The sequence below is a fragment of the Streptomyces sp. NPDC104581 genome (assembly GCF_055583685.1).
In genome coordinates, this window is sequence record NZ_JBVJNN010000030.1 from 1 (window position 1) to 25,842 (window position 25,842).

The 25,842-nt window shown below is 70.9% G+C and carries 22 protein-coding genes; 13 read left to right on the forward strand and 9 right to left on the reverse strand.

Translation table 11 applies throughout. From position 1 onward, the window contains the following. Positions 1-170 precede the first annotated feature (170 nt). Positions 171-908 (reverse strand): polyphosphate--glucose phosphotransferase, encoded by a 738-nt coding sequence (ppgK, locus tag ACZ61E_RS22830; protein ID WP_469701686.1) that lies wholly within the window; start codon positions 906-908, stop codon positions 171-173. Positions 909-942: 34 nt separating this feature from the next. Further along, the gene (locus ACZ61E_RS22835) at positions 943-1,971 is read right to left on the reverse strand and encodes a 4-hydroxy-3-methylbut-2-enyl diphosphate reductase (RefSeq protein WP_469701687.1); all 1,029 of its coding nucleotides are present in this window, start codon (positions 1,969-1,971) and stop codon (positions 943-945) included. 85 nt (positions 1,972-2,056) lie between these two features. Between ACZ61E_RS22835 and ACZ61E_RS22840 the strand changes: the two genes are divergently transcribed. The 4 genes from ACZ61E_RS22840 to ACZ61E_RS22855 all read left to right on the forward strand — a co-directional run bounded on the left by ACZ61E_RS22840 (position 2,057) and on the right by ACZ61E_RS22855 (position 6,067). Further along, positions 2,057-3,604, forward strand: coding sequence for an APC family permease (locus ACZ61E_RS22840; RefSeq protein ID WP_469701688.1), 1,548 nt, complete (start codon positions 2,057-2,059; stop codon positions 3,602-3,604). Between the two features lie 128 nt (positions 3,605-3,732). Beyond that, a complete protein-coding gene (gene xseA / locus ACZ61E_RS22845) occupies positions 3,733-4,941 on the forward strand; it encodes an exodeoxyribonuclease VII large subunit (RefSeq protein ID WP_469701689.1) in 1,209 nt (402 codons plus the stop codon). A 69-nt stretch (positions 4,942-5,010) separates the two neighbouring features. Further along, entirely contained in the window at positions 5,011-5,268 is a 258-nt protein-coding gene (locus ACZ61E_RS22850; protein WP_469701690.1) for an exodeoxyribonuclease VII small subunit, read from the forward strand. A gap of 208 nt (positions 5,269-5,476) precedes the next feature. After that, positions 5,477-6,067, forward strand: a complete 591-nt coding sequence (locus ACZ61E_RS22855; RefSeq protein WP_469701691.1) for a malonic semialdehyde reductase — start codon at positions 5,477-5,479, stop codon at positions 6,065-6,067. 81 nt (positions 6,068-6,148) lie between these two features. Here ACZ61E_RS22855 and ACZ61E_RS22860 read toward each other — a convergent pair whose 3' ends face one another. Then, positions 6,149-6,739 carry a DUF4245 domain-containing protein gene (locus ACZ61E_RS22860; RefSeq protein WP_469701692.1) on the reverse strand — a complete coding sequence of 197 codons (591 nt, stop codon included), beginning with the start codon at positions 6,737-6,739 and terminating at the stop codon, positions 6,149-6,151. Between the two features lie 122 nt (positions 6,740-6,861). Here ACZ61E_RS22860 and glpX point away from each other — a divergent pair, with 122 nt between their 5' ends. Continuing rightward, positions 6,862-7,893, forward strand: coding sequence for a class II fructose-bisphosphatase (glpX, locus tag ACZ61E_RS22865; RefSeq protein ID WP_469701693.1), 1,032 nt, complete (start codon positions 6,862-6,864; stop codon positions 7,891-7,893). 136 nt (positions 7,894-8,029) lie between these two features. Here the strand turns inward: glpX and ACZ61E_RS22870 are convergent, their stop codons facing one another. Beyond that, positions 8,030-8,404: a WhiB family transcriptional regulator gene (locus ACZ61E_RS22870; protein ID WP_469701694.1), complete on the reverse strand. Its 375-nt coding sequence runs from the start codon at positions 8,402-8,404 to the stop codon at positions 8,030-8,032. 280 nt (positions 8,405-8,684) lie between these two features. After that, on the reverse strand, positions 8,685-9,350 hold the full coding sequence (locus tag ACZ61E_RS22875) for a DUF1707 SHOCT-like domain-containing protein (RefSeq protein WP_469701695.1): 666 nt from the start codon (positions 9,348-9,350) through the stop codon (positions 8,685-8,687). Positions 9,351-9,537: 187 nt separating this feature from the next. Between ACZ61E_RS22875 and ACZ61E_RS22880 the strand changes: the two genes are divergently transcribed. Next, a complete protein-coding gene (locus tag ACZ61E_RS22880) occupies positions 9,538-11,229 on the forward strand; it encodes a fumarate hydratase (RefSeq protein WP_469701696.1) in 1,692 nt (563 codons plus the stop codon). Between the two features lie 111 nt (positions 11,230-11,340). Here ACZ61E_RS22880 and ACZ61E_RS22885 read toward each other — a convergent pair whose 3' ends face one another. After that, entirely contained in the window at positions 11,341-12,891 is a 1,551-nt protein-coding gene (locus ACZ61E_RS22885) for a ricin-type beta-trefoil lectin domain protein (protein WP_469701697.1), read from the reverse strand. A 117-nt stretch (positions 12,892-13,008) separates the two neighbouring features. On the opposite strand from ACZ61E_RS22885, the gene ACZ61E_RS22890 reads away from it, so the two are divergent. From ACZ61E_RS22890 to ACZ61E_RS22905, 4 genes are all read left to right on the forward strand, one after another. Continuing rightward, positions 13,009-14,394 carry a class II fumarate hydratase gene (locus ACZ61E_RS22890; protein WP_469701698.1) on the forward strand — a complete coding sequence of 462 codons (1,386 nt, stop codon included), beginning with the start codon at positions 13,009-13,011 and terminating at the stop codon, positions 14,392-14,394. 137 nt (positions 14,395-14,531) lie between these two features. After that, on the forward strand, positions 14,532-15,206 hold the full coding sequence (fomD, locus tag ACZ61E_RS22895; protein ID WP_469701699.1) for a cytidylyl-2-hydroxypropylphosphonate hydrolase: 675 nt from the start codon (positions 14,532-14,534) through the stop codon (positions 15,204-15,206). A 475-nt stretch (positions 15,207-15,681) separates the two neighbouring features. Beyond that, the gene (locus tag ACZ61E_RS22900; protein ID WP_469701700.1) at positions 15,682-17,622 is read left to right on the forward strand and encodes a SpoIIE family protein phosphatase; all 1,941 of its coding nucleotides are present in this window, start codon (positions 15,682-15,684) and stop codon (positions 17,620-17,622) included. A 168-nt stretch (positions 17,623-17,790) separates the two neighbouring features. Beyond that, complete coding sequence (locus ACZ61E_RS22905) at positions 17,791-19,254, forward strand: catalase (RefSeq protein ID WP_469701701.1); 1,464 nt, start codon at positions 17,791-17,793, stop codon at positions 19,252-19,254. 23 nt (positions 19,255-19,277) lie between these two features. Here the strand turns inward: ACZ61E_RS22905 and ACZ61E_RS22910 are convergent, their stop codons facing one another. Then, positions 19,278-21,554 (reverse strand): transglycosylase domain-containing protein, encoded by a 2,277-nt coding sequence (locus ACZ61E_RS22910; protein WP_469701702.1) that lies wholly within the window; start codon positions 21,552-21,554, stop codon positions 19,278-19,280. 280 nt (positions 21,555-21,834) lie between these two features. Between ACZ61E_RS22910 and ACZ61E_RS22915 the strand changes: the two genes are divergently transcribed. The 3 genes from ACZ61E_RS22915 to ahpD are packed head-to-tail and all read left to right on the forward strand — an operon-like array spanning position 21,835 to position 23,623. Beyond that, positions 21,835-22,770 carry an SPFH domain-containing protein gene (locus ACZ61E_RS22915; RefSeq protein ID WP_469701703.1) on the forward strand — a complete coding sequence of 312 codons (936 nt, stop codon included), beginning with the start codon at positions 21,835-21,837 and terminating at the stop codon, positions 22,768-22,770. Further along, on the forward strand, positions 22,767-23,048 hold the full coding sequence (locus tag ACZ61E_RS22920; RefSeq protein ID WP_469701704.1) for a type II toxin-antitoxin system antitoxin: 282 nt from the start codon (positions 22,767-22,769) through the stop codon (positions 23,046-23,048). Before ACZ61E_RS22915 ends, ACZ61E_RS22920 begins: the two co-directional genes overlap by 4 nt. A gap of 26 nt (positions 23,049-23,074) precedes the next feature. Further along, positions 23,075-23,623: an alkylhydroperoxidase, AhpD family gene (ahpD, locus tag ACZ61E_RS22925; RefSeq protein ID WP_469701705.1), complete on the forward strand. Its 549-nt coding sequence runs from the start codon at positions 23,075-23,077 to the stop codon at positions 23,621-23,623. A 24-nt stretch (positions 23,624-23,647) separates the two neighbouring features. Here ahpD and ACZ61E_RS22930 read toward each other — a convergent pair whose 3' ends face one another. Both ACZ61E_RS22930 and ACZ61E_RS22935 read right to left on the reverse strand, forming a co-directional pair. Next, positions 23,648-24,439: a hypothetical protein gene (locus ACZ61E_RS22930; RefSeq protein ID WP_469701706.1), complete on the reverse strand. Its 792-nt coding sequence runs from the start codon at positions 24,437-24,439 to the stop codon at positions 23,648-23,650. After that, positions 24,436-25,839: an AI-2E family transporter gene (locus ACZ61E_RS22935; RefSeq protein ID WP_469701707.1), complete on the reverse strand. Its 1,404-nt coding sequence runs from the start codon at positions 25,837-25,839 to the stop codon at positions 24,436-24,438. Before ACZ61E_RS22935 ends, ACZ61E_RS22930 begins: the two co-directional genes overlap by 4 nt. Positions 25,840-25,842 lie beyond the last annotated feature (3 nt).

Below are 25,842 nucleotides of genomic sequence, written 5' to 3' on the forward strand. Positions count from 1 at the left end.
CCGGGCGTACTCGGCCGAGTCCGGCAACGCGGCGAGGTGCCGTACCAGGCGCCGCGGGCCAGGCGGGATTTGTCAGACACGGCCTAAGAGGGCTCATCCACACGACAGGCCCTGGATCAGGGTGTGTCCGGGCGCCGGACAGGCTCTGGTGGCCCGTCCGGCGGGTCGGGTCAGCGTTCCGCGGCCGTCATCGCGGCGCCCACGATTCCCGCGTTGTTCTGAAGCTGCGCGGGGACGATCTCCGCCTTGATGTCCTCGATCAGGTGGATGAACTTGTCCGCCTTGCGGCTCACTCCGCCGCCGATGATGAAGAGTTCCGGCGAGAACAGCATCTCCAGATGCGCCAGATACTTCTGCACCCGGTGTGCCCAGTGGTGCCAGCTCAGGTCGTGGTCGTCCTTGGCCTTCGTCGACGCGTGCTTCTCCGCGTCGTGGCCGTTCAGCTCCAGATGACCCAGCTCGGTGTTCGGGACGAGCCTGCCGTCGATGAACAGGGCGCTGCCGATCCCCGTACCGAAGGTCAGCAGGAAGACGGTGCCGTGCCGGCCCTTGCCGGCGCCGAAGGTCATCTCGGCCACGCCCGCCGCGTCCCCGTCGTTGAGGATCGTGACGGGCAGGTTCAGCCGGCCGCCGAGCAGTTCGCCGGCGTCCGTGTCGATCCAGCGCTTGTCGACGTTCGCGGCCGTACGGACGACCGAGCCCGTGACCACTCCCGGGAAGGTGATGCCGACCGGGCCGGACCAGCTGTAGTGCTCGACCACCTCGGCGACGCAGCCGGCCACCTCGTCAGGTGCGGCCGGCTGCGGCGTGAGCACTTTGTGGCGCGGCTCTGCCAGTTCACCGCGCTCCAGGTCCACGGGCGCGCCCTTGATGCCAGAGCCGCCGATGTCCACTCCGAAGACGTTCATGGACGCAACGTTACGGGGAGATGACCGCGCTGCCCTACTTCTCGGCCAGAGCGGCCGCCTCCGCGCGCAGGTCACGGCGGAGTTCCTTCGGCAGCGAGAAGACGATCGACTCCTCGGCGGCCTTCACGATCTCGACGTCCTCGAAGCCGTGGCCCGTGAGCCACTCCAGGACGCCTTCGACGAGGATCTCGGGGACGGAAGCGCCGGAGGTGACGCCGACCGTCGTGACGCCTGCCAGCCACGCCTCGTCGATCTCGTCGGCGGAGTCCACCAGATGCGCGTCGCGGGCTCCGGCGCCGAGGGCGACCTCGACCAGCCGTACGGAGTTCGACGAGTTCTTCGACCCGACGACGATGACCAGGTCCGCGTCGGCGCCCATCTGCTTGACGGCGATCTGCCGGTTCTGGGTGGCGTAGCAGATGTCGTCGCTCGGCGGCGAGATCAGCAGCGGGAACTTCTCCTTGAGCTTGTCGACGGTCTCCATCGTCTCGTCCACGGAGAGCGTCGTCTGGGAGAGCCAGACGACCTTGGACTCGTCGCGCACCTCGACGTTGGCGACGTCGTCCGGTCCGTCGACCAGCGTGATGTGGTCGGGGGCCTCACCGGAGGTGCCGATGACCTCTTCGTGGCCGTCGTGTCCGATCAGCAGGATGTCGTAGTCGTCGTTGGCGAAGCGGACGGCTTCCTTGTGGACCTTGGTGACGAGGGGACAGGTCGCGTCGATGGTCGCGAGCCTGCGGTCGGCGGCCTCGTCGTGGACGACGGGGGCGACGCCGTGCGCGGAGAACATGACGATCGATCCCTCGGGGACCTCCGCCGTCTCCTCGACGAAAATCGCGCCCTTCTTCTGAAGGGTCTGCACGACATACTTGTTGTGGACGATTTCGTGGCGGACATAGATCGGTGCCCCGTACTGCTCCAGGGCTTTCTCCACGGCGATCACGGCACGGTCGACGCCGGCGCAGTAACCACGGGGCGCGGCGAGCAGGACGCGTTTGCCGGCGCGGCGCGCGGCGTCTCCACTCGGGGTGGCGGCGGGCGACGGGCTGGGCGTAGCAGTCATGCCCACCATCGTAAGGCCGTCCAGAAGAGGCGGAGGATCGTCTGCCGGGCCGAGACTGGGCCTACGTGATCGACGGAGGGACGCCATGGCCGACAGCGGTGCGGGCGATGCGGACGGTACGGGCGGTTCGGACGGGTTCGGTGGTACGGGCGGTACGGGCGGCAGAGGCGGTGCGTTCGGCCGCGAACCCGCGCCGGGCGCTGGTTCGGGTTCGGACCCTGGTTCGGGCCCTGGTTCGGGTTCCGGTTCGGACGGACCCTCGGCCGCGGGCGGCGGCGGGGGCGCGGACGCCGTGGGCGGGCTGCGGCGGACTCTCGGGTTCCGCGATCTCGTCGTGTACGGGCTCCTCTTCATCGCGCCGATGGCCCCCGTCGGTGTCTACGGCACGCTCGACGCCAAGTCGCACGGGGCCGTCGCGCTCGTCTATGTCTTCGCCACCGTCGCGATGGCGTTCACGGCGTTCAGCTACGCGCAGATGATCCGGGTCGCGCCGCAGGCCGGTTCGGTCTTCGCGTACGCGCGCAAGGGGCTCGGCGAAGGGCCGGGATTCATCGCCGGGTGGATGGCGATGCTCGACTACCTCCTGATCCCCGCCGTCGCGTATCTCTTCGCCGGGATCGCGATGGAGGCGCTGGTGCCCTCCGTCGACCGGTGGATCTGGACCGGGCTCGCCGTCGTGATCACGACGCTGCTCAATCTCTGGGGCGTACGAGCGGCCGCGCGTGTCGGCTTCTTCGTGCTCGCGATGGAGATCGTGGTGCTGGTGGTGTTCGTGGTGTCGGCGATCGTGGTGCTGGCCCAGGACGGGGCGACGCGCGGCTGGCTGTCACCGCTCACCGGTGATCTGACCTTCTCACTGACGGCGGTGCTCAGCGGGGTGTCCATCGCGGTGCTGTCCTATCTGGGCTTCGACGCGATCGCCTCGTTCGCCGAGGAGGTGACGGGCGGTTCGCGGAAGGTGGCGCGGGCGGTGCTGTTCTGTCTGGCGCTCGCCGGTGTGCTGTTCGTGGCGCAGACGTATCTCGTGGCGCTCCTCGAACCGCTCAGCTCGGCGGAGCTGGCCGCCGATCCGGCGAAGCAGGGGTCGGCCTTCTACGACGCGGTGGACGCCTCCGTAGGAACGTGGCTGCACGACCTGGTCGCGGTGAGCAAGGCGATCGGCGCCGCGTTCGCCGCGCTGGCGGGGCAGGCCGCCGCCGGGCGGCTCCTCTTCGCGATGGGCCGGGAGCGGCGGCTGCCGAAGCTGCTGTCCCGTACGAGCGCGGGGACACCCCGGGTGGCGCTGCTGCTCGCCGCGGTGGTGACGCTGGTCGCGGCCGTGTGGGCGGCCAGGAACGACAACGGGCTGGACCATCTGGTGTCGGTCGTCGACATCGGGGCCCTGACGGCGTTCATCCTGCTGCACGCGTCCGTGGTCGGGTGGTACGCGGTACGGCGCATGGAGGGCCCGCCGCGGATCCTGGCGCATGTGGTGGCGCCGGTGGTCGGCGCGGGCATCCTGGTCGCGGTGATCGTGGAGGCGGCGGAGTCGGCGCAGGTGGTGGGCGCGATCTGGCTGGCGGCGGGGCTGGTGGTGTTCGCGATCCAGTGGCGTCGTCGCACGCCGGCGAGGAAGGCCCCGCAGGCTCCGTAGCTCCCGTCCCTCTGCGCCCTCTACGCCCTCACGCCCTCTCCCGCCTCCGTACGTACGGCCGGTGGGAACGGGGCGGGCGCCGAGCGGCACGGGCCGCGTTGTCGGAGGCGGCCGATACGCTCGGCGGCATGGCTCTCAACACGTCCGCGGAAGCCCCGCTGCCCGTCGGTGAGGTGTCGCGTCTCATCGGCGGCTGGATCGACCGGCTCGGCGCCGTCTGGGTCGAGGGACAGATCACCCAGCTCTCGCGCAGGCCGGGTGCCGGGGTCGTGTTCCTGACGCTGCGCGACCCGTCGTACGACATCTCGGTGAGCGTCACCTGCTTCCGGCAGGTCTTCGACGCGATCGCCGACGTCGTGTCCGAAGGCGCGCGGGTCGTGGTGCACGCGAAGCCGGAGTGGTACGCGCCGCGGGGGCAGCTGTCGCTGCGGGCCACCGAGATAAAGCCCGTGGGCATCGGCGAACTGCTCGTCAGGCTTGAGCAGTTGAAGAAGTCCCTGGGCGCCGAAGGGCTGTTCGCCGCCGATCGCAAGCGGCCGCTGCCCTTTCTGCCGCAGCTGATCGGGCTTGTCTGCGGCCGGGCGTCCGCGGCCGAACGGGACGTCTTGGAGAACGCGCGACGGCGCTGGCCCGCCGTCCGCTTCGAGGTGCGCAACACCGCCGTACAGGGCGTCAACGCGGTGAGTCAGGTCGTCCAGGCGGTCAAGGAGCTGGACGATCTGCCCGAGGTCGACGTGATCATCGTGGCGCGCGGCGGCGGCAGTGTGGAGGATCTGCTGCCGTTCTCGGACGAGCAGTTGGTACGGGCGGTGGCCGACTGCTGTACGCCCGTCGTGTCCGCGATCGGCCATGAGCCCGACTCCCCGCTGCTGGACCTCGTCGCCGACGTACGGGCGTCGACCCCCACGGACGCGGCGAAGAAGACCGTGCCGGACGTCGGCGAGGAGCTGGACCGTGTGCAGGGGCTGCGGGACCGGGCGCTGCGGACGGTGCAGGGGCTGCTCGACCGGGAGGAGCGCGGGCTCGCGCACGCGCTGGCCCGGCCGGTGATGGAGCGGCCGCAGCGCATGGTGGAGGAGCGCGGGAGCGAGATCGACGCGCTGGCCGACCGGAGCCGGCGGGTGCTGCGGCATCTGCTGGACCGCGCGGACTCGGAGCTGTCGCACACCCGGGCGCGCGTGGTCTCGCTCTCGCCCGCGGCGACGCTGGAGCGTGGGTACGCGGTGCTCCAGCGGCCGGACGGGGCGGTCGTACGCTCCCCGGCGGACGTCCCGGCGGACCAGGAGCTGCGGGCCAGGGTGGCGGAGGGCGAGTTCACGGTGCGGGTCTCGGGATGAGCCGCACGCGCACGGCGCACGCACTTACTCAACGATTCGTTGTCGCAGACCGCGTTTAGGGTGGATCACATGGCCAAGAAGGACACCGGCACAGCAGCGGCCGCCGGCGCGGACGCGCCCGGCTACGAGCAGGCGCGGGACGAGCTGATCGACGTGGTGCGCCGGCTGGAGACCGGCGGTACGACGCTGGAGGAGTCGCTCGCCCTGTGGGAACGGGGCGAGGAGCTGGCCAAGGTCTGCCGCCGCTGGCTGGACGGCGCCCGTGCCCGCCTCGACGCCTCCCTGGCGGAAGCGACACCGGCCTCCGGGCCCGACGACCGGGGCTGAGGGCGTAGGCGCGGACCCGGTCCGCCGCCGTCGTCGTAGTCGCCATCGTCGCCGTTGCTGTCGTCGCCTGAGCGCCCATTGTCAACATCGTGTGAAGCGAGTCACCGCGGCCGCGGTTTTAGTTGAAAGTTAATACATCACGGCGTACGTTGACGGAGTCGTCTGATCGATCATTTGGTCGGTCCGCCCGTTCGGAAGGTACGCCCAGATGTCCCTCGTCCTTGACCCGGCCGCCCAGGACCTCCTTTTCCGTGAGGCCCGTACCGCCAACACGTTCACCGACGAGCCGGTGACGGAAGAACAGATCCAGGCGATCTACGACCTCGTGAAGTTCGGTCCCACCGCCTACAACCAGACCCCGCTGCGCATCGTCCTGGTCCGCTCCCCCGAGGCCCGCGAGCGGCTCGTCCAGCACATGAGCAACGGCAACAAGGCCAAGACGTCCACCGCCCCGCTGGTCGCGATCCTCGCCGCCGACAACGAGTTCCACGAGGAGCTGCCCGAGCTCTTCCCGGCCTTCCCCGCGGCCAGGGACGCGATCTTCTCCCAGCGCCCGGTGCGTGAACAGAACGCCGGTATGAACGCGGCGCTCCAGGCCGCCTACTTCATCGTCGGCATCCGCGCCGCCGGTCTGGCCGCGGGCCCGATGTCGGGCTTCGACCACGCGGGCGTCCAGAAGGAGTTCCTGGACGGCGACCACACGCCCCTGATGATCGTGAACATCGGCAAGCCCGGCGACGACGCCTGGTCCGAGCGTGGCCCGCGCCGCTCCTACGACGAGGTCGTCACGACCGTCTGAGGCGCCCGGCCCCCGCCGCGCAAGGCGACGAGGCCACCACCCCTCCCCGGGGCGGTGGCCTCGTCGTGGCTCCCGGACCGCTCAGGTCTCGCCGGACCCGGACCCGGCGTCGCCGCCGTTGTCGGTGCCGGACCCGGTGCCGCCGTCCGGTGCCTGGTCGGCCTCCAGCGCCTCGGCCATCTCGACGAGGCGCTCGTACGGCGCCGTGCCCGTCACGACCGTCGTCGCCCCGTCACCGGCCCGCACCAGGGCGTCGTACTTCGGCCCCTCCCACCGCTGCCAGGTCTCGCCGCCCACCCGCGCGGTCTTCCCGGTGTCCTCGGCCCGGTGCGTGACGTCGGCGATGTACTTGCGCGCCGGCGCCGCCGACTGCTCCACGGCCACGTACTCACGGTCGGGGTCGAGGAAGCCGAGATGCCAGGCATGGGCGTCCTGCCTCGCGTAGGAGACGGATGTCGGCTTCCATGTCTTGGGGAGACCCTTCGGGGCCACCACCGGATAGGGGGCGGCTCGCTGCGCCGTCACCAGCTCGACCCGGTAGTCGACCGCCTTCAGGGGATCCGCGTCCTCGTCGTGCGGATTGGCCACGTAGAAGATCCCGGCGACGGCGACGACGACCGCCATCGACAGGAACATGCTCCGCACCGTCTGATTGCCTCGCTTCGCTGCCACGTTCCTATCGTCCCATCAAGGGTTCATGCTCATACGTGGGGCCCTCTGCTCATTTTATCGACGTACCGATAGAGTCGCAGCACCCTCATTCCGGCCGTCGCCGTACAGAAAGGTGCGTTCCGATGACCGAGCATCAACTCCCGTCACCGCTGGAGGTCTCTCCCGAGGCCCCCGACCGCAACCTCGCGCTCGAACTCGTACGAGTCACCGAGGCCGCCGCCATGGCGGCCGGACGCTGGGTCGGACGCGGCGACAAGATCGGCGCGGACGGCGCGGCCGTGAACGCCATGCGCACCCTCGTCTCCACCGTCTCGATGAACGGCGTCGTCGTCATCGGCGAGGGCGAGAAGGACGAGGCCCCGATGCTGTTCAACGGGGAGCGGGTGGGCGACGGCACCGGCGCCGAGGTCGACATCGCCGTGGACCCGATCGACGGCACCACCCTGAACGCCAAGGGCATGCCCAACGCCATCGCCGTGCTGGCGGCGGCCGACCGCGGCGCCATGTTCGACCCGTCGGCGGTCTTCTACATGGACAAGCTGGTGACCGGGCCCGAGGCCGCCGACTTCGTCGACATCAACGCCCCGGTCTCGGTCAACATCCGCCGTGTCGCCAAGGCCAAGCACTCGTCCCCGCAGGACGTCACGGTCGTCATCCTCGACCGCCCCCGCCACGACGACGTCGTCAAGGAGATCCGCGAGACGGGCGCGCGGATCAAGTTCATCTCGGACGGGGACGTGGCCGGCTCGATCATGGCCGTGCGTGAGGGCACCGGCGTCGACCTGCTGATGGGCATCGGCGGCACCCCCGAGGGCATCATCTCGGCGTGCGCGATCAAGTGCCTGGGCGGGACCATCCAGGGCAAGCTCTGGCCGAAGGACGCCGCCGAGCGACAGCGGGCGCTCGACGCCGGGCACGATCTGGACCGGGTGCTGTCGACGGACGACCTGGTCAGCGGCGACAACGTGTTCTTCGTCGCGACCGGCATCACGGACGGCGAGTTGCTGCGCGGGGTGCGGTACCGCTCCGAGACCGCGACCACCCAGTCGATGGTGACGCGTTCGAAGTCGGGCACGATCCGGCAGATCGACTCGACGCACCGGCTGTCGAAGCTGCGCGCGTACAGCACGATCGACTTCGACCGCGCGAAGTAGCGGTGCACGCGGGTACGGACGGGTACGCGACGGCCCCGGCGGCCGGTGGGCCGCGTTCGGTACGCGTGGATCCGGGGCGCTCCCCATGTGCGGCAGGGGCGCCCCGGTCACATCCGAACGGCCGGAAGCGTGCGGGTCAGCCCGCCGCGGCGATCCGGCCCGCGGCCGAGGCCGCGTTCCGCAGCTCCACCTCACGGCGCCGGCGGCGCGCCAGGACCACACGGCGCTCGGCGGCGGTGAGGCCGCCCCACACCCCGTACGGCTCGGGCTGGAGCAGGGCGTGCTCCCGGCAGTCGACCATCACCGGACAGCGTGAGCAGACCCGCTTCGCGGCCTCCTCACGCGCCAGCCTCGCGGCCGTCGGCTCCTTGGACGGTGCGAAGAACAACCCGGCTTCGTCCCGGCGGCACACCGCCTCCGAATGCCAGGGTCCGGCCTGATCCTCCCGAGCGGGACTCCGCTGAGGCGGTACGGCGGCGACCTGCAGGGGCTGATGCGGCAATGGCAGCACGGTCCACTCCTGACGACGGCTTCGCGAGCGAGAGGCGATGCAGCAGTCCCTACCCGCTGTGCGCACGCCTAAGCACTGAGTGGTACTGAGATACGAGGTGCGGAACCGCGTACGGAGCGGTGCTCGGGGTGGTGAACGCGTCGGCCCGGGTGGGATGACGGCCCCCGCGACCGACGGCGCGACCGCAAACGGAACCCGAACCGGAGGGGATCGGCAACCGGAAGACCGATGGCCGGTTGCCGGCCGTTCCCGGGGCGGCCCGGCGGCTCTGGCCCGCGGGTCAGTGGCCCAGGTGCTTGCGCAGCCGCCTGTTGAGGTCCGCGATGAACTTGCCGCGCTTCGGCCTGGCCTCGATGCTGCCGAAGACCGAGTACCCGTTCACGAGCACGACCGGTGCGTCCGCTTCGACGCTCTCCAGCGTGCGGACCTCGAAGTTGCCGAAGACGCCGGTGCCACCGCCGCGCAGGGAGATGTTCTCCGGGACCCGGACCTCGATCGAGCCGAAGATGGCGGTCGCGTTGATGACGGTCGTCCGCTGGGCGAAGATCGCCTCGGTGAGGTCGATCTCGATGCCCCCGAAGAGCGCGAAGGCGTTCGTACGGCGGCCCACCCGCCAACGGCCCTTGCGGGTCGAGCCGCTGAAGATCGCGACCATGGACTCGGCGGGTTCGTTGTCGTTGTCGGGACCGTAGACCTGCGTCGCGGCGGGGCGGGGGGTGGTGGTCGTCGCGGGCAAGTCCCTGACCAGCGGCTCCAGTTCGCCCATCGTCTTGGCGCGGTAGACGGCGTCGATCCGTTCGGAGTGCTCCTCGGCATCCAGCCGACCGAGCGCGAGGGCTTCCCTGAGGATGTCGGCGATCCGGTCCCGGTCGGCGTCGGAGGCCCGGATACCGGCGTGGGGCTCCGCCGGCGCGACCGGCTTCTGGGGGTGCTTTTCGAGGTCCACGGCAACAGAGTAGCGAAACGCGATAGATCGCGACTAGGGCCTGTCGTCCGGATCGGGCCGGACGAGGGGGCGCCCGCCGCACGCGCCTCCTACTGAGTCCCACCTCACCCCTCCCGCCCGCGCGGCACGTCTTACGCTGAGAGGCGCGCTGTCCGACGAAGGGCAGCCGCCGTCTGCCGAGTGAGGAATGGCCGAAATGCCAGAGTTTGCGTACTCCGATCTGCTCCCTCTGGGAGAGGACACCACGCCGTACCGCCTGGTGACCGCCGACGGTGTCTCCACCTTCGAGGCCGACGGCCGTACGTTCCTCAAGGTCGCCCCCGAGGCGCTGCGCACGCTCGCCGCCGAGGCGATGCACGACATCTCGCACTACCTGCGCCCGGCCCACCTCACCCAGCTGCGCAGGATCGTCGACGACCCGGCCGCGTCGTCGAACGACAAGTTCGTCGCGCTCGACCTCCTGAAGAACGCCAACATCGCCGCCGCCGGCGTGCTCCCCATGTGCCAGGACACCGGCACGGCCATCGTGATGGGCAAGCGCGGACAGAACGTCCTCACGGAGGGCGGCGACGAGGCGGCCCTGTCGCACGGCATCTACGACGCGTACACCAAGCTCAATCTGCGCTACTCGCAGATGGCCCCGCTGACCATGTGGGAGGAGAAGAACACCGGCTCGAACCTGCCCGCGCAGATCGAGCTGTACGCGACCGACGGCGGCGCCTACAAGTTCCTCTTCATGGCCAAGGGCGGCGGCTCGGCCAACAAGTCGTTCCTCTACCAGGAGACGAAGGCCGTCCTGAACGAGACCTCCATGATGCGGTTCCTGGAGGAGAAGATCCGTTCCCTCGGTACGGCCGCCTGCCCGCCGTACCACCTGGCGATCGTCGTCGGCGGCACCTCCGCCGAGTTCGCGCTGAAGACCGCGAAGTACGCCTCCGCGCACTACCTGGACGAGCTGCCCTCCGAGGGCTCCCCCACCGGTCACGGTTTCCGGGACAAGGAGCTGGAGGAGAAGGTCTTCGAGCTGACGCAGAGGATCGGCATCGGCGCGCAGTTCGGCGGCAAGTACTTCTGTCACGACGTGCGGGTCGTACGGCTCCCCCGGCACGGCGCCTCGCTGCCCGTGGCGATCGCCGTGTCCTGCTCGGCGGACCGCCAGGCGGTCGCGAAGATCACCGCCGAGGGGGTCTTCCTGGAGCAGCTGGAGACCGACCCGGCACGGTTCCTGCCCGACACCACCGACGAGCACCTGGAGCAGAGCGGGGAGGCCGGCGGGAGCGACGTCGTACGGATCGACCTGGGCCGGCCGATGGACGACATCCTGGCCGAGCTGACCCGGCACCCCGTCAAGACCCGGCTTTCGCTCACCGGAACGCTCGTCGTGGCGCGCGACATCGCGCACGCCAAGATCAAGGAGCGGCTGGACGCGGGCGAGGAGATGCCGCAGTACCTGAAGGACCACCCGGTCTACTACGCCGGGCCCGCCAAGACGCCCGAGGGCTACGCCTCCGGGTCGTTCGGCCCGACGACGGCGGGGCGCATGGACAGCTATGTGGAGCAGTTCCAGGCGGCGGGCGGCTCGAAGGTCATGCTCGCCAAGGGCAACCGCTCGAAACAGGTCACCGACGCGTGCGGCACGCACGGCGGCTTCTACCTCGGTTCGATCGGCGGCCCGGCGGCCCGGCTGGCGCAGGACTGCATCCGCAAGGTCGAGGTCCTGGAGTACGAGGAGCTGGGCATGGAGGCGGTCTGGCGGATCGAGGTGGAGGACTTCCCCGCGTTCATCGTCGTGGACGACAAGGGCAACGACTTCTTCACCGAGCCCGCGCCGGCGCCGACGTTCACCAGCATCCCGGTGCGGGGACCCGGTCTCGCGTAGAGACCCGGGCGGTACGCGTGCCGGGGCCCTCCGCGCAGTGCGCGGAGGGCCCCGGCACGCGTGCGCCGTCCCCGCCGGACCGTACGACCCGGACGACCCGGACGACCCGGATCAGGCGAAGCGCTGGTTCGCCGAACCGTCGCAGGTCTGGAGCCGCAGCGGGTCCTGCGCCGACGCCAGCGTCAGGCAGAGCGCGCCGGCCGACGCGGGCCGGATGGTGCCCGCCTCGCGTACGAACTTCTGGTTCTCGCCGCCGTGGCAGTCCCACAGGGTGACCGCGGTGCCCGCGCGGTACCTCCCCGACGGGACGTCCACGCACCGGTCGTGGCTCAGCTCGCTGTGCAGCGAGCGCGCGCCGGCGCCCGTGCCGGTGTCGTACCACCAGCCCTGGTTGCGCCCGTCGTCGCAGCCGCGGCCGGTGATCCCGGATCCGTTACGGGTCCGGGACGCGCTCACGTCGACACAGGTACCGGTGCCAGCGTTCCTCAATGGCTGAAAAGCGTCGTCCCAGGAACCCGGTTGGAGGACGGGCCGCCCCGTGCTCGCCGGATCGGCGCAACTCGCCTCGTTCAGGCCCGAGTCGTAGAGCTGGGTGAGGCACGAGGCGAACGCGACGTGCCCGGCGGCGTTCGGGTGGAAGGACTGCCGGGCCGAGTTGGCGTCCGGCGGGAACGGGTTGCCGATGTCGATGAACAGCCCCCGCGCCCAGTCTTCGTCCGTGCACACCTCGTGGCCGTGGAAGAGCCGCGAGTTGTCCAGGTAGACCGCGCCGGAGTTCTCGGCGGCCTCGCGCACACCGCTCTGGAAGGCGGGAACGGCGCCGTCGCGCGCCCAGGCGGCGTCCTCGTCGTAGCCGGTGCAGCCGCCGGGGATCTTGCCGGGGAAGTGCGGGTTGTCGGCGTAGTCGGGCGTGAGCGGGCCCGGGTAGCCCATCACGACGAGCTTGTAGTCGCCGTCGGCGTAGCCCGCGTCGCGCATGACGCCGCGCAGATCGGCCACGGTTGACTCGACCTTCGGTACGAGCCCGTCGACCCTCGCCTGCCAGCCGGCCCGGTACTTGTTGACGCACGGTCCCTGGAAGGTGAACCAGCGCAGCACGCAGTCGGTGATCACGGGACCGAACTGGAGATCGTCGTTCGCGCCCGCCACCAGCAGCACCATCTTGATCCTGGTGTTGCGCGCCTTGATCGCGAGGCTGTCGCTCTGCACGAGTTCGTCGGCGTACTGCGCCGTGCCGCCGACGCGGATGTTGACGGTCGACGCGCCGGAGCAGGAGACGTTGTAGGTGACGTCCGCCGCGATCCCGGTGCGGTGGATCGCCGCGTCGGGCGACCGGTGGCACCAGTTGTCGGGACCGTTCGTGCCCGGCTCGTAGTCGCCGACGCCCTCGCCGGAGATCTCACTGTCGCCGAGCGAGATGAGCCCGGTCCTGCGCTGGTCGAGCGGCCGTTCGGCGGGGGAACCGTAGAGGCGGGTGGCCTCGGCCGCGCGTATCTCCTCCAGGGCGGGCGGCAGCGGGGTGGACGCGCGGACGGAAGCGGGCGCGCCGGTGGGGGCGGACGCCTGGGCCGCGGGGGTGAGCGCGACGAGTCCGCCGACGACGGTCGCGAATGCGGCGAGCGTGGCGACGGTACTCCGGAACGTGGGTCTCGTACGGTGCATGGCCTCCCCGATCTCAGTGTTACCAGGGGTTTTTACTGGCGGGTAGGAGGGTTGGGAACACTCCGAACAAGACAATTGCTCAACTTGTCGAGGAGTTATCCAGGAGGTACGACGACGATGACGAGCTACCGCACCGAGCACGACTCCATGGGCGCGATCCAGGTCCCCGCGGATGCCAAATGGCGCGCCCAGACGCAGCGCGCCGTGGAGAACTTCCCCGTCTCGGGCCGGCCCATCGAGCGCGCCCACATCGAGGCCCTGGCCCGGATCAAGGCCGCCGCCGCCACCGTCAACGCCGAACTCGGCGTGCTGGACGCGGACATCGCCGAGGCGGTGCGCGGCGCGGCGGACGAGGTCGCCGAGGGCCGCTGGGACGAGCACTTCCCGGTGGACGTCTTCCAGACCGGCTCGGGCACCTCGTCGAACATGAACGCCAACGAGGTCATCGCCACCCTCGCCACCGAGCGCCTGGGCCGCGACGTCCACCCCAACGACCACGTCAACGCCTCGCAGAGCTCGAACGACGTGTTCCCCTCCAGCATCCACATCGCCGCCACGGCCGCCGTCACCGCCGATCTGATCCCGGCGCTCGGGCATCTCGCCGCCGCGCTGGAGCGCAAGGCCGAGGAGTTCGCCGGCGTCGTGAAGTCGGGCCGTACGCATCTGATGGACGCGACGCCCGTCACGCTGGGGCAGGAGTTCGGCGGTTACGCGGCGGCCGTCCGGTACGGGATCGAGCGGCTGGAGTCGGCTCTCCCGCGGCTGGCCGAACTGCCGCTCGGCGGTACGGCGGTGGGCACCGGCATCAACACCCCGCCCGGCTTCCCGGCCGCCGTCATCGCCGAGGTGGCCCGCGCGACCAGGCTGCCGCTGACCGAGGCCAGGAACCACTTCGAGGCGCAGGGCTCACGCGACGGGCTCGTGGAGACCTCGGGCCAGCTGCGTACCGTCGCCGTCTCGCTCACCAAGATCTCCAACGATCTGCGCTGGATGGCGTCGGGGCCGCGCACCGGGCTCGCCGAGATCAATCTGCCCGATCTCCAGCCCGGCTCCTCGATCATGCCGGGCAAGGTCAATCCGGTGATCCCGGAGGCCGTGCTGATGGTGGCCGCCCAGGTCACCGGCAACGACGCGACCGTCGCCGCGGCGGGCGCCGCGGGCAACTTCGAGCTGAACGTGATGCTGCCGGTGATCGCCAGGAACCTGCTGGAGTCCGTACGGCTGCTCGCCAACGTCTCCCGGCTCCTCGCGGACCGCACGGTCGACGGCATCACGGCGAACGTGGAGCGGGCCCGGCTGTACGCGGAGTCGTCCCCGTCCGTGGTCACCCCGCTGAACAAGTACATCGGTTACGAGGAGGCGGCCAAGGTCGCCAAGAGGTCGCTCGCGGAGGGACGCACGATCCGCGAGGTGGTGCTGGACTCCGGCTATGTGGAGCGCGGTGATCTCACCCCGGAGCAGCTCGACGAGGCACTGGACGTCCTGCGGATGACCCACCCGTGAGAGTGGTCCCGGCCGGCGCCGCGCCCCCGGCGGGGGCCGGGTGACCGGGGCCGGGCGCCGGTGATCGGGACCGACGGGATCGAGCCGTCCGGACGCACCTCACAGCGCCCGCGCCACCTCCGCCCTAAGATCTGCGCATGACAGGAGCGGACGGCATTCGACACTGGGACCGGGGCGAGCGGATTCTCTGGCGCTACCGGGACAACCGCTCCGGCCATGTGCACATCTGCCGCCCGGTGACCGTCGTCCAGGACACCGACGAGCTGCTGGCCGTGTGGATGGCGCCGGGCACCGAGTGCGTGAAGCCGGTGCTCGCCGACGGGACCCCCGTGCACCACGAACCCCTCGCCACCCGGTACACGGCGCCGCGCGGTACGGCTCGCGCCCACTGGGAGGGCACGGGTGTGCTGAAGCTGGCCAGGCCCGGCGAGCCGTGGTCGATCTGGCTGTTCTGGGAACAGGGCTGGGAGTTCCGCAGCTGGTACGTGAATCTGGAGGAGCCGCGCCTGCGTTGGGCGGACGGCATCGACTCCGAGGACCACTTCCTCGACATCTCGGTGTACCCGGACCGCAGCTGGCTGTGGCGGGACGAGGACGAGTTCGCCGAGGCCCAGCGCGCCGGACTGCTGGACGCGGCGAAGGCGTCGCGGGTACGGGAGGCCGGCAGCGCGGCGGTCGAGATGATCAAGGCGTGGGGGGCGCCGTTCTCCGACGGCTGGGAGAGCTGGCGGCCCGATCCGGGGTGGCCGGTGCCCGAGCTGCCGGAGGGCTGGGACCGCGCCCCCGAACCGGCGAAGGTCCGTACCAGATGAGGGAGAACGGCAGGTAGCCGCACCTAACTGGTGATCACCGGGGCGGGTTCGCCGAGGTCGTGAGACCCTTGATGCGCCCCAGGGGTTCAAACGTAGGATCGTCCTCCGCGAGGCTGCGTCCGACCAACGCGCAGGCGGGGCAGCGGAGCTGACTTAAAGTCATGTCGCTGTACCACCGAGCCCCACGACGTACGACGCACGCCGCAACGACTCGCACGACCGACGAGCCGCAGACAGCCGCAGGACAGCGCAGATCAGCCGCTGGACATCGACGAGGGGGGGGAGCCGTGCAGGACGCCTGCCGCCCCGGCGTTCGCGCCCTCGGCGCCCGCGCGGGGACCTTCCGGCGCAAGGTCCCGGTGACCGGCTGCGACGGCCCCGGTGGGGACAGACCCGGGGCACCCTGGACGAGGGTGGCATCGCCAGTCGAATCGGTTGTCTCGCACCACCGGCCCGGACGGACGGAATCCCACGCGTGACGGAGCATCCCACCTCCCATGAAGGCCGTCAGCCCTTGGCTGCGCGGTCCCAGGAACGCACCCGGCCACGGCAGGAGGCGTCCGCAGCCGCCGTGCCGCAGCCGTCGGTGCCCACACCGGCGCCCGCGCCCGCGTCCGCGCAGGCCACCGTGCCCCCGGCGGCGCCCCCGCTGGACCCCGTGGGCGCCGCGCGCCGCGAGGGCGACCGGCTGCGCTTCGTGGGGGCCGCCACCCGCCGTATCGCACGGGGGATCGACCTGGACGAGATCGTGCTCGGTCTGTGCCGGGCGACGGTCCCGACGTTCTCCGACGCGATACTCGTCTATCTCCGCGACCCGCTGCCCGTCGGCGACGAGCGCCCGATCTCGCCCTTCGTACTGAGGCTGCGGCGTACGGACCGGCTGCGGCTCACCGACGAGGACAGCGAGAGCACCGGCGCCACCGCCGCCGTGGGCATCCTGCTTCCGGAGTCCGAGGCGGGCCGGGTGCCGGTCCTGGACCCGCAGACCGATGTGATGCCCGCCGCGCAGCTCTGCGAGGTGGCGTCCGGCGGCGCGCTCTCCGAAGTCCTGCGCGGTGTCCGGCCGGTCTTCGGCGACTCCGCCGCCGCCCGCGCGGCGCTGCCGGAGCTGCTCGGCGACGAGATGGCCGTGCCGGGCGGCCGGCGCGCGATCCTGGCGCCGCTGCGCGGCAGGCGGCGCGTCATCGGCGCCGCCGTCTTCCTGCGCAGGCCCGACCGTCCGGCCTTCGAGCCCAACGACCTGCTGGTGGCCGCGCAGCTCGCCACGCACACCGCGCTGGGCATCGACAAGGCGGTGCTGTACGGCCGCGAGGCGTACATCGCGGACGAGCTCCAGCGCACGATGCTCCCGGAGGGCCTGCCGCAGCCGACGGGCGTGCGGCTCGCCTCCCGCTATCTGCCGGCCGCCGAGACGGCGCGCGTCGGCGGCGACTGGTACGACGCGATCCCGCTGCCCGGCAGCCGCGTCGCCCTCGTCGTCGGCGATGTCATGGGCCACTCCATGACGTCCGCGGCGATCATGGGCCAGCTGCGGACGACCGCGCAGACCCTCGCCGGTCTCGACCTGCCGCCGCAGGAGGTCCTGCACCACCTCGACGAGCAGGCGCAGCGGCTGGGCACCGACCGGATGGCGACCTGCCTGTACGCGGTGTACGACCCGGTCTCGCACCGCATCACCATCGCCAACGCGGGCCATCCGCCGCCCATACTGCTCCACCTGGGCGGCCGGGCCGAGGTTCTGCGGGTGCCGCCCGGCGCCCCGATCGGTGTGGGCGGGGTGGACTTCGAGGCCGTCGAGCTGGACGCGCCGGCCGGCGCCACGCTGCTCCTCTACACGGACGGTCTGGTGGAGTCCCGGCTGCGGGACGTGTGGACGGGGATCGAGCAGCTGCGGGAGCGGCTCGCCGCGACGGCGCAGCTCACCGGCCCCGACCACTCGCCTCCCCTGGAGGCGCTCTGCGACGATGTGCTGGACGTGCTCGGCCCCGGCGACCGCGACGACGACATCGCGCTGCTGGCCGCCCGGTTCGACGGGATCGCGCCGAGCGATGTCGCGTACTGGTTCCTGGAGCCGGAGGACGCGGCGCCGGGGCGGGCCAGGCGGCTCGCGCGGCGCGCGCTCTCGCGGTGGGGTCTGGAGGAGCTGAGCGATTCGGTCGAGCTGCTGATCAGCGAAGTGGTGACCAACGCGGTCCGGTACGCGGAGCGGCCCGTCACCCTGCGGCTGCTCCGTACGGACGTGCTGCGCTGCGAGGTGGGCGACGATTCGCCGCAGCTGCCCCGGCAGCGCCGGGCGCGGGAAACCGACGAGGGCGGCCGGGGCCTGTTCCTGGTCAACCGGCTGGCGAGGCGGTGGGGCGCGACGCGGCTGTCCACCGGCAAGGTCGTCTGGTTCGAGATCTCGACGCGCCCGTAGGGCGGTGCGGGGCCGGTTCCGGTGTGGTTCCGGCCCCCGCGGGGACTCCTGTCAAATGTTGCCGACGATGTGTCGGCGGGTTTCACTGGGGCAGGCGGCCGGTACGACCGCTGTCGTCCCGTGGCGCGGAAATCCCGCCGCGGGAGCCCCTATGACGGGAGAACACTCGTGACCGGGTCGACCCCCAAGGCGCCGTACACCACCAACAACGCCGGTATCCCGGTGGAGAGCGACGAGAACTCGCTCACCGTGGGACCGGACGGTCCGATCCTGCTCCAGGACCACTACCTCATCGAGAAGATGGCCCAGTTCAACCGGGAACGGGTCCCCGAGAGGGTGGTCCACGCCAAGGGCTCGGGTGCGTACGGCGTGTTCGAAGTGACCGACGACGTCAGCCAGTTCACCAAGGCGGACCTCTTCCAGCCGGGCAGGCGCACCGAGATGCTGGCCCGCTTCTCGACGGTCGCCGGTGAGTTCGGCTCCCCCGACACCTGGCGCGACCCCCGCGGCTTCGCCCTGAAGTTCTATACGGAGCAGGGCAATTACGACCTGGTGGGCAACAACACACCGGTCTTCTTCGTACGCGACACGATCAAGTTCCAGGACTTCATCCGCTCGCAGAAGCGCCACCCGGCCACCGGGCTGCGCAGCAACGACATGCAGTGGGACTTCTGGACCCTGTCCCCGGAGTCCGCGCACCAGGTGACGTGGCTGATGGGCGACCGGGGCATCCCGAAGTCCTTCCGCCACATGAACGGCTACGGCTCGCACACCTACATGTGGGTGAACGGCGCGGGTGAGCGCTTCTGGGTCAAGTACCACTTCAAGACCGACCAGGGCATCGACTACCTCAGCCAGGCGGACGCCGACGAACTGGCGGGCTCGGACGCGGACCACCACCGCCGGGACCTGTACGAGTCGATCGAGTCGGGGAACGCGCCGACCTGGAGCCTGAAGGTCCAGATCATGCCGTTCGAGGAGGCGGCCGACTACCGCTTCAACCCGTTCGACCTGACGAAGGTGTGGCCGCACGGCGACTACCCGCTGATCGATGTCGGCCGGATGACGCTCAACCGGAACCCGGACAATTTCTTCGTCCATGTCGAGCAGGCCGCCTTCGAGCCGTCGAACATGGTCCCGGGCATCGGCCCGTCGCCGGACAAGATGCTGCTGGGCCGGCTGTTCTCGTACCCGGACACGCACCGCTACCGCATCGGTCCGAACTACGCGCAGCTGCCGCCGAACCGGCCGCACTCGCCGGTGAACTCGTACGCCAAGGACGGCCCGATGCGGTACGTCGCGTCGAACGCGGCGATGCCCTACGCCCCGAACTCGTACGGCGGACCGGCCGCCGACACGCGGAACTACGGCGACCCGGCCGGCTGGGCGGCTGCGGGCGAGATGGTCCGTGAGGCGTACACGAAGCGGCGCGAGGACGACGACTGGGGCCAGGCCGGCACCCAGGTCCGCAACGTGCTCGACGACGCGCAGCGCGACCGGCTCGTGTCGAACGTCTCCGGCCATCTGCTCCAGGGCGTGACCCGCCCGGTCCTGGACCGGGCGCTCCAGTACTGGCGCAACATCGACAAGAACGTCGGCGACCGGATCGCGGGCAAGGTCAACGGCGGCTGACCGCCCGCGCCGGACGGCCCGCCCTACGGGGTGAACGGTGGCCGTTGACCGCCGCCGTTCGAGCCGCCTCCGGAACCGCCCGCGGAGCCCGTTCCGCCGTTGTCGGCGCCACCGTCGGTGCCGCCGGTGTCCCCGCCGCCGGCTCCCCCGTCGGCGCCGGGCTCGGGCGGCGGTGCGGGCGGCTCGCTGGTCGGCGGGGGCTCGGACGCCGGCGGGCTGCTGCCCGTCTCGCCCGGATCGGGCTGGTCGGGCGGCGGGCTCGACGGGTCGTCGTTCGTCGGCTCGTCGGACGGGGTCGGGTCCGGCGGGGGCGGCGGGGGTACATAGGTGTCCTCGGCGACTTCGAGGTCGAACGAGGCGTCGGAACCGCCGCCGAGCGCGCCCCGGGTGTAGTCGGCCCAGATCCTGGCGGGGAAGCCGCCACCGTTGGCGCGTCCGGAGTTGGCCGTGCCGGTGAGGGTGACCTGGCCGCCGCCCTCCTTCGTGGACTCGCCGAACAGGGCCACCACCGTGGTCAGTTCGGGCGTGTAGCCGGCGAACCACGCCGACTTGTTGTTCTCCGACGTACCGGTCTTGCCGGCCGCCTCGTAGGCGTCGGTGTTCGCCTCGTGCGCCGTGCCGTTCTTGACGACGCCGGTGAGCGCCGAGGTGACGGTGTCCGCCGACTCGCGGCTGATCGCCTGGCTGCCGATCCGGTCGGGCAGCTCGACCTCGCGGTCCTTGTGCTCGGCGGACTTGAGGATCGACGGCGTGACCTTCTCGCCGTGGTTGTCGAGCGTCGCGTACACGCCCGCCATGTCCCAGGTGGACGCCTGCATCGTGCCGAGCGTGATCGCGGGCCGCTCGGGGAAGTTCTTGTCGCGCATGCCCAGGCCGAGCGCGGTCTTCTTCACCTTGTCGGGGCCGACGTCCACGACCATCTGCGCGAAGACGGAGTTGACGGAGTCGTTGGCCGCTTCCTGCACGGTGATGTCGCCGTAGTCGACGTCGTCCTCGTTCTGCGGCGCGAAGGGGGTGTCGCTGCCGACGACCGGCCGCTTGCTGGTGCCGTCGTAGACGGTCCTGAGCCCGATCGGGTCGCCGCCCTGCGTCTTGGACTTGTTCTCCAGCGCCGAGGCGAGCACCACCGGCTTGAAGGTCGACGCGGGCTGGTAGTCGGTGCGGGTGGCGTTGTTGATCCAGTGCTCGGTGGCACCGACCCCGCCGTAGAGCGCGACGACCGCGCCCGTCTTCGGGTCCACCGAGGTGGCGCCCGCCTGAACGGTCGCGTCGATCTTGTTCTTCTCGCGGTCGAGCTTGGACTCCAGCTGCTTGTCGACCGCGCCGACCAGCTCCTTCTGGCGCTTCTTGTCGACGCTCAGCGTGATCGTCCAGCCGCCGGCGGCGATGTCCTGCTTGGTGAGGCCCTGCCGCTCCAGCTCGCTGTTGGCGGCCTCGATGAGATAGCCGGCCTGCCCCTCGGTGCCGGGGGCGGGCTTGGGCTTCTGCGGTACGGGGAACTTCAGCCCGGCCCGCTCCGTACCGGCGAGCCAGTCCTCCTCGACCATGTTGTCGAGCACGTAGTTCCAGCGCTCGGTGACGAGCTTCCTGCCGGTCTCCGAGGCCGGGGTCCAGTCGTACTGGTTGGGGGCCTGGAGCAGCGCGGCGAGGTACGCGCCCTGCGCGACGTTCAGCTCGGCCGCGTCCACGCCGTAGTACGCCTGCGCCGCGGCCTGGATGCCGTACGCGCCCCGCCCGTAGTAGCTGGTGTTCATGTACCCGGCGAGGATGTCGCTCTTGCTCATCTGCTGGTCGACCTTGAGCGAGATCACCAGCTCCTTGAGTTTGCGGGTGACCGTCTGGTCCTGGTCCAGGTAGTAGTTCTTCACGTACTGCTGGGTGATGGTCGACCCGCCCTGTTTGCCCTTGCCCGAGAGGGTGTTCACCAGGCCGCGGGTCGTGCCCTTGATGTCGACGCCGGAGTCCTTGTAGAAGGACTTGTTCTCGGCGGCGACGAAGGCCCGCTGGACGTCCTTGGGGACCTTCTCCAAGCCGACTATCTCGCGGTTGATCTCGCCGGTCCGCGCCAGGACCGTGCCGTCGCTGTACTTGTAGACGTTGCTCTGCATCTCGGCCTGGGCGTTGGCCTTCGGCACCGGGACCAGGAAATAGATCACGACGAACGCGCCCATGGCGAGCAGACACAGCCCGAGGAACGTGCCGAGCAGTCTCTTCAGCGTGAAGAAGCCACGTATGCCACCGGCCTTCCGCGCCCGGCGCGTCTCACGCTGCCGGGCCTGTCGCGCTTCCGCTCGGCCCATCTCGCTCAGTCGCTCCGCTCTCGGGTCTCGGGTCTCGGGTCTCGTCCTGCCGGGCCTCGTCCGATTGTCAGCTTGTCCCAGTTGCCGGAATCAGCTCAGAAAGCTAACACCGTCCCCTGTGACAAAGAGCGCCGATCCGGTCTTTTCCGACGTGACAATCAGCACCCGTCTCAGAGGAACCGACTCACGACGGGGGCGCAGGGTTGCGAAGCGCGTTAATGTGTAATCACAATGCTAGCTGCGTCGAGCGACGCGAAAGTAACGGAAACGGGGACCAGACATGCCCACGACCAGCACTCCCGTGGTGGACGACCTGCCCGAGATGCCCGAGCCACGCGTCCGGGAACACCAGGCGAGCAGCATCGGCGGCGGCCTCGCGCTGCTGCTCGGACTGATCGGCCTCATCGGCGGAGTCGCCCTCGTCGTGATCGGCGCGGCCGTCTCGTCGACCGGCGCGAAGGTGGCGCTCATCGTGCTCGGCGTCCTGCTCGCCATCGCCGCGTTCTTCGCGATGTGCGGGCTGAACATGGTGGCGCCGGGCGAGGCCCGCGTCGTCCAGCTCTTCGGGCGCTACCGCGGCACGATCCGCGTCGACGGCCTGCGCTGGGTGAACCCGCTCACCTCACGCGCCAAGATCTCGACCCGCGTACGGAACCACGAGACCGCCGTCCTCAAGGTCAACGACGCCTACGGCAACCCGATCGAACTGGCGGCTGTCGTCGTCTGGCGGGTCGAGGACACCGCGCAGGCGCTCTTCGAGGTGGACGACTTCCTGGAGTTCGTCTCCACCCAGACCGAGGCCGCCGTCCGGCACATCGCGATCGAGTACCCGTACGACGCCCACGAGGAGGACGGTCTCTCGCTGCGCGGCAACGCCGAGGAGATCACCGAGAAGCTCGCCGTAGAACTGCACGCCCGCGTCGAGGCGGCCGGTGTGCACATCATCGAGTCCCGCTTCACCCACCTCGCGTACGCTCCCGAGATCGCCTCGGCGATGCTCCAGCGCCAGCAGGCGGGCGCGGTCGTCGCCGCGCGGCGGCTGATCGTGGACGGCGCCGTCGGCATGGTCGAGGCGGCGCTCACCCGGCTGACCGAGCAGGACATCGTCGAGCTGGACTCCGAGCGGAAGGCGGCGATGGTGAGCAACCTGCTCGTCGTACTCTGCGGTGACCGGGCCGCGCAGCCGGTCGTGAACACGGGCACCCTTTACCAGTGACCGAACGGAAGCAGGTCCTCCTGCGCCTGGACCCGGCGGTGTACGACGCCCTGGCACGATGGGCGTCGGACGAACTGCGCAGCGCCAACGCGCAGATCGAGTTCCTGCTCCGCCGGGCGCTGGCGGAGGGGGGCCGGCTCCCCGGCAACGCGAAGCCGATCCCGCGCCGGGGCAGGCCCCCGAAGGCACCGAAGCCCCCGGAGCGGCCCGGCGACGCGCCCGCTCCGGGCGAGGGCCGCGCCCCCGGCGACCAGTCGCCCGACGACCACGCACCGTAGGCCCCGTCCCAGGCAGGAGAAGCCCGATGTCACTCGACGCGCTGAAGGCCGCCGTACCCGACTACGCCAGGGATCTGCGGCGCAATCTCGACGCGGTCGTCGAGCACGGCGGGCTCGGGCAGCAGCGCCTGTGGGGGACGGTGCTGGCGTGCGCGATCGCCGCGCGCTCGGCCCGGGTGCTGCGCGAGCTGGCGCCCGAGGCCGAGTCCCGGCTCTCCCCCGACGCCTTCACCACGGCCAAATCGGCCGCCGCCCTCATGGCGGTGAACAACGTGTTCCACCGGACCCGGCACCTGCTCTCCGACCCCGCGTACGGGGAGCTGCGCGCGGGGCTGCGGATGACCGCGACCGCTCATCCGGGCGTCCCGAAGGCCGACGTCGAGTTCTGGTCGTTCGCGGTCTCCGCGATCAACGCCTGCGGACTCTGCCTCGACGCGCACGAGCGCGCGCTGCGGAGGCTTGAGGTGGACCGCGAGACGATCCAGGAGGCCGTCAAGATCGCGGCCGTGATCCAGGCCCTGGCGACCACGCTCGACGCGGAAGCCGTCATGGACGGCGCGGGCGAGGGCGCCTGACACCCGGACGCGCGGGCGCCCCGGTCACTTCTTCCTGAGCTCGTCCATCAGCGCCAGCATGTCCTCGACCATGGCCGGTTCGAGACCGCCGAGGTGCACGATGTCCTGGTCGTCGCTCTCGAAGCCCGGATTCAGCGGATCGACGTCGTTGTACTCGGTGACCTGGCCGACGGAGAGCGAGAGCACCGCCTGCCCGTCGAGGACCTCCAGTGACGGGCTCTCGTCGCCGGGCCGGCTCACCAGATAGGCCCGCTCCCCCACTTCGGGGACGAGCTTGAGGATCTGTTCCCCGGCCCCCTGGTCGGCCGGTTCGATCAGGGACGCGTCGAACTGCGGCCCCGGATCGGTCTTCTTGTGCAGCGTGTACGTGATCTCCGCGTACGCGCGCACGGTCGGCCCCTGACGCCCCTCGGGCCTCGGCGGCCTCTCCGGTACCAGATTGACCGTGCAGACGGCCTGGTCGAGCGCCTTGTCCTCGCCCACGGCGGCGAACGGGTCCCGCTTCTTGCCCAGAACGGCGGAGAGCGCCACGAGATCGGCGTCGAGGCAGAGATTGCGGCTGACCCCGTAGCCCTGGAGATCCGGCTCCGCCCTCTCGTACGCCCACAGGGCGCCCGCCCAGAGGGCCGAGGTCACCAGCACACCGGTCAGCCCCCACACCCAGGGGCGCCGCCGCAGCGGCGGCCCCGCCATCAGGGGCGGTCCTCCGGCGCCCAGGGTCTCGGCCGGGTGCCCCGGGCGCCGCGGGGCGGGCACCGGCACCGGCGCGGGCACCGGCGCGGGGAGTTCGCCCTCCAGCTCCGGCTCGGAGATCATTCCTGGCCGTTCCGGGGCTCGGCGGGCGGCGTGTCGGAGACCGGCGCGGCGGGAGCGGCGGCCGGGCCCTCGGGGCCCGCCGGGGGCGCGGCCGTGGCGGCCGTGGCGCCCGGCGCGGGTGTCGGGGCGATGTCGTGCGCCGTCGCGCCGTGCGGCCCTGAGCCACCCCGCATGGCCCGCTCCTGGCTGTGCGCGCGGAGGTAGCCGACGACGGTGTTCGTGACGGCGACCAGCGGCACGGCGACGACGGCTCCGGCGATACCGGCGACCAGGCCGCCCGTCGCGACCGCGAGGACGACGGCCAGCGGGTGCACGCGGACCGCGCGGCCGAGGATGAACGGCTGGAGGACGTGGCCCTCGATCTGCTGGACGGCCAGGACGACGATCAGCACCATCAGGGCCGTGAACACGTCCTGGGTGACGAGCGCGACGACCACGGCGAGCGCGCCCGAGATCACCGCGCCGACGAGCGGGATGAACGCGCCGAGGAAGATGAAGACGGCCAGCGGCACCGCCAGCGGGACATCGAGGAAGTAGAGCCCGAGGCCGATGAAGACGGCGTCGATGAGCGCCACTATCAGCGTGCCCCGCACATAGGCGGTGAGCGTGCGCCAGGCGCGCGGCCCGGCCCCGGCGAGACCGGGGCGCGCCGCCGCGGGGAACAGCTTGAGCGACCACTCCCAGATCCGCCGGCCGTCGTAGAGGAGGAAGAGCGTGGAGAACACGGCGAGCAGGATCCCGGTCAGCAGCTCGACCACGACGGTCACACCCTGGATACCGGCGGAGGTGATCTCCTCGGTGTTGGTGCCGATCGCGTCGCTCAGGCTCTTCGCGAGATCGTTGATCTGCTGTTCGGTCACATGGAACGGGCTGTTGAGCAGCCAGCGTTTGAGTTCTTCGATGCCGTCGGTGACGCGGTCGGAGAGCACGTCGATGTTCTCCACGACCTGCCACACCACGAACCAGCCGATGAGGCCCATGACGATGAAGCCGCCGATGGCGGTGACCGCCGTGGCCAGACCGCGCGGCAGGCCCCACTTCTTGAGCCGGGCGACCGTGGGCTGGAGGAGCGCGGTGACCAGGAGGGCTCCGACGAAGGCCATCACCACCAGCTGCACGGTGCTGATGATCTTCATCAACACCCAGAGCAGGACGGCCAGTACGACCAGCCGCCAGGCGGCCTCCGCGGCGACCCGCATACCCCAGGGGATCGCCGCGACGGGCTCCGGCTTGGCGGACACGCTGGGCGCGTAGTCCGGCGGTGCCGGGACGCTGTCGCGCGCGGAACCCCCGGCGGGTCCGTCGCCGCCCGCGGCCTCGGCCCGCCGTTCCCCCAACCGCTCACCCAGTTCGGTGAGTTCGGCTCCGACCCGGCCGAGCCAGCCCGGCAGTTTCGACATGCT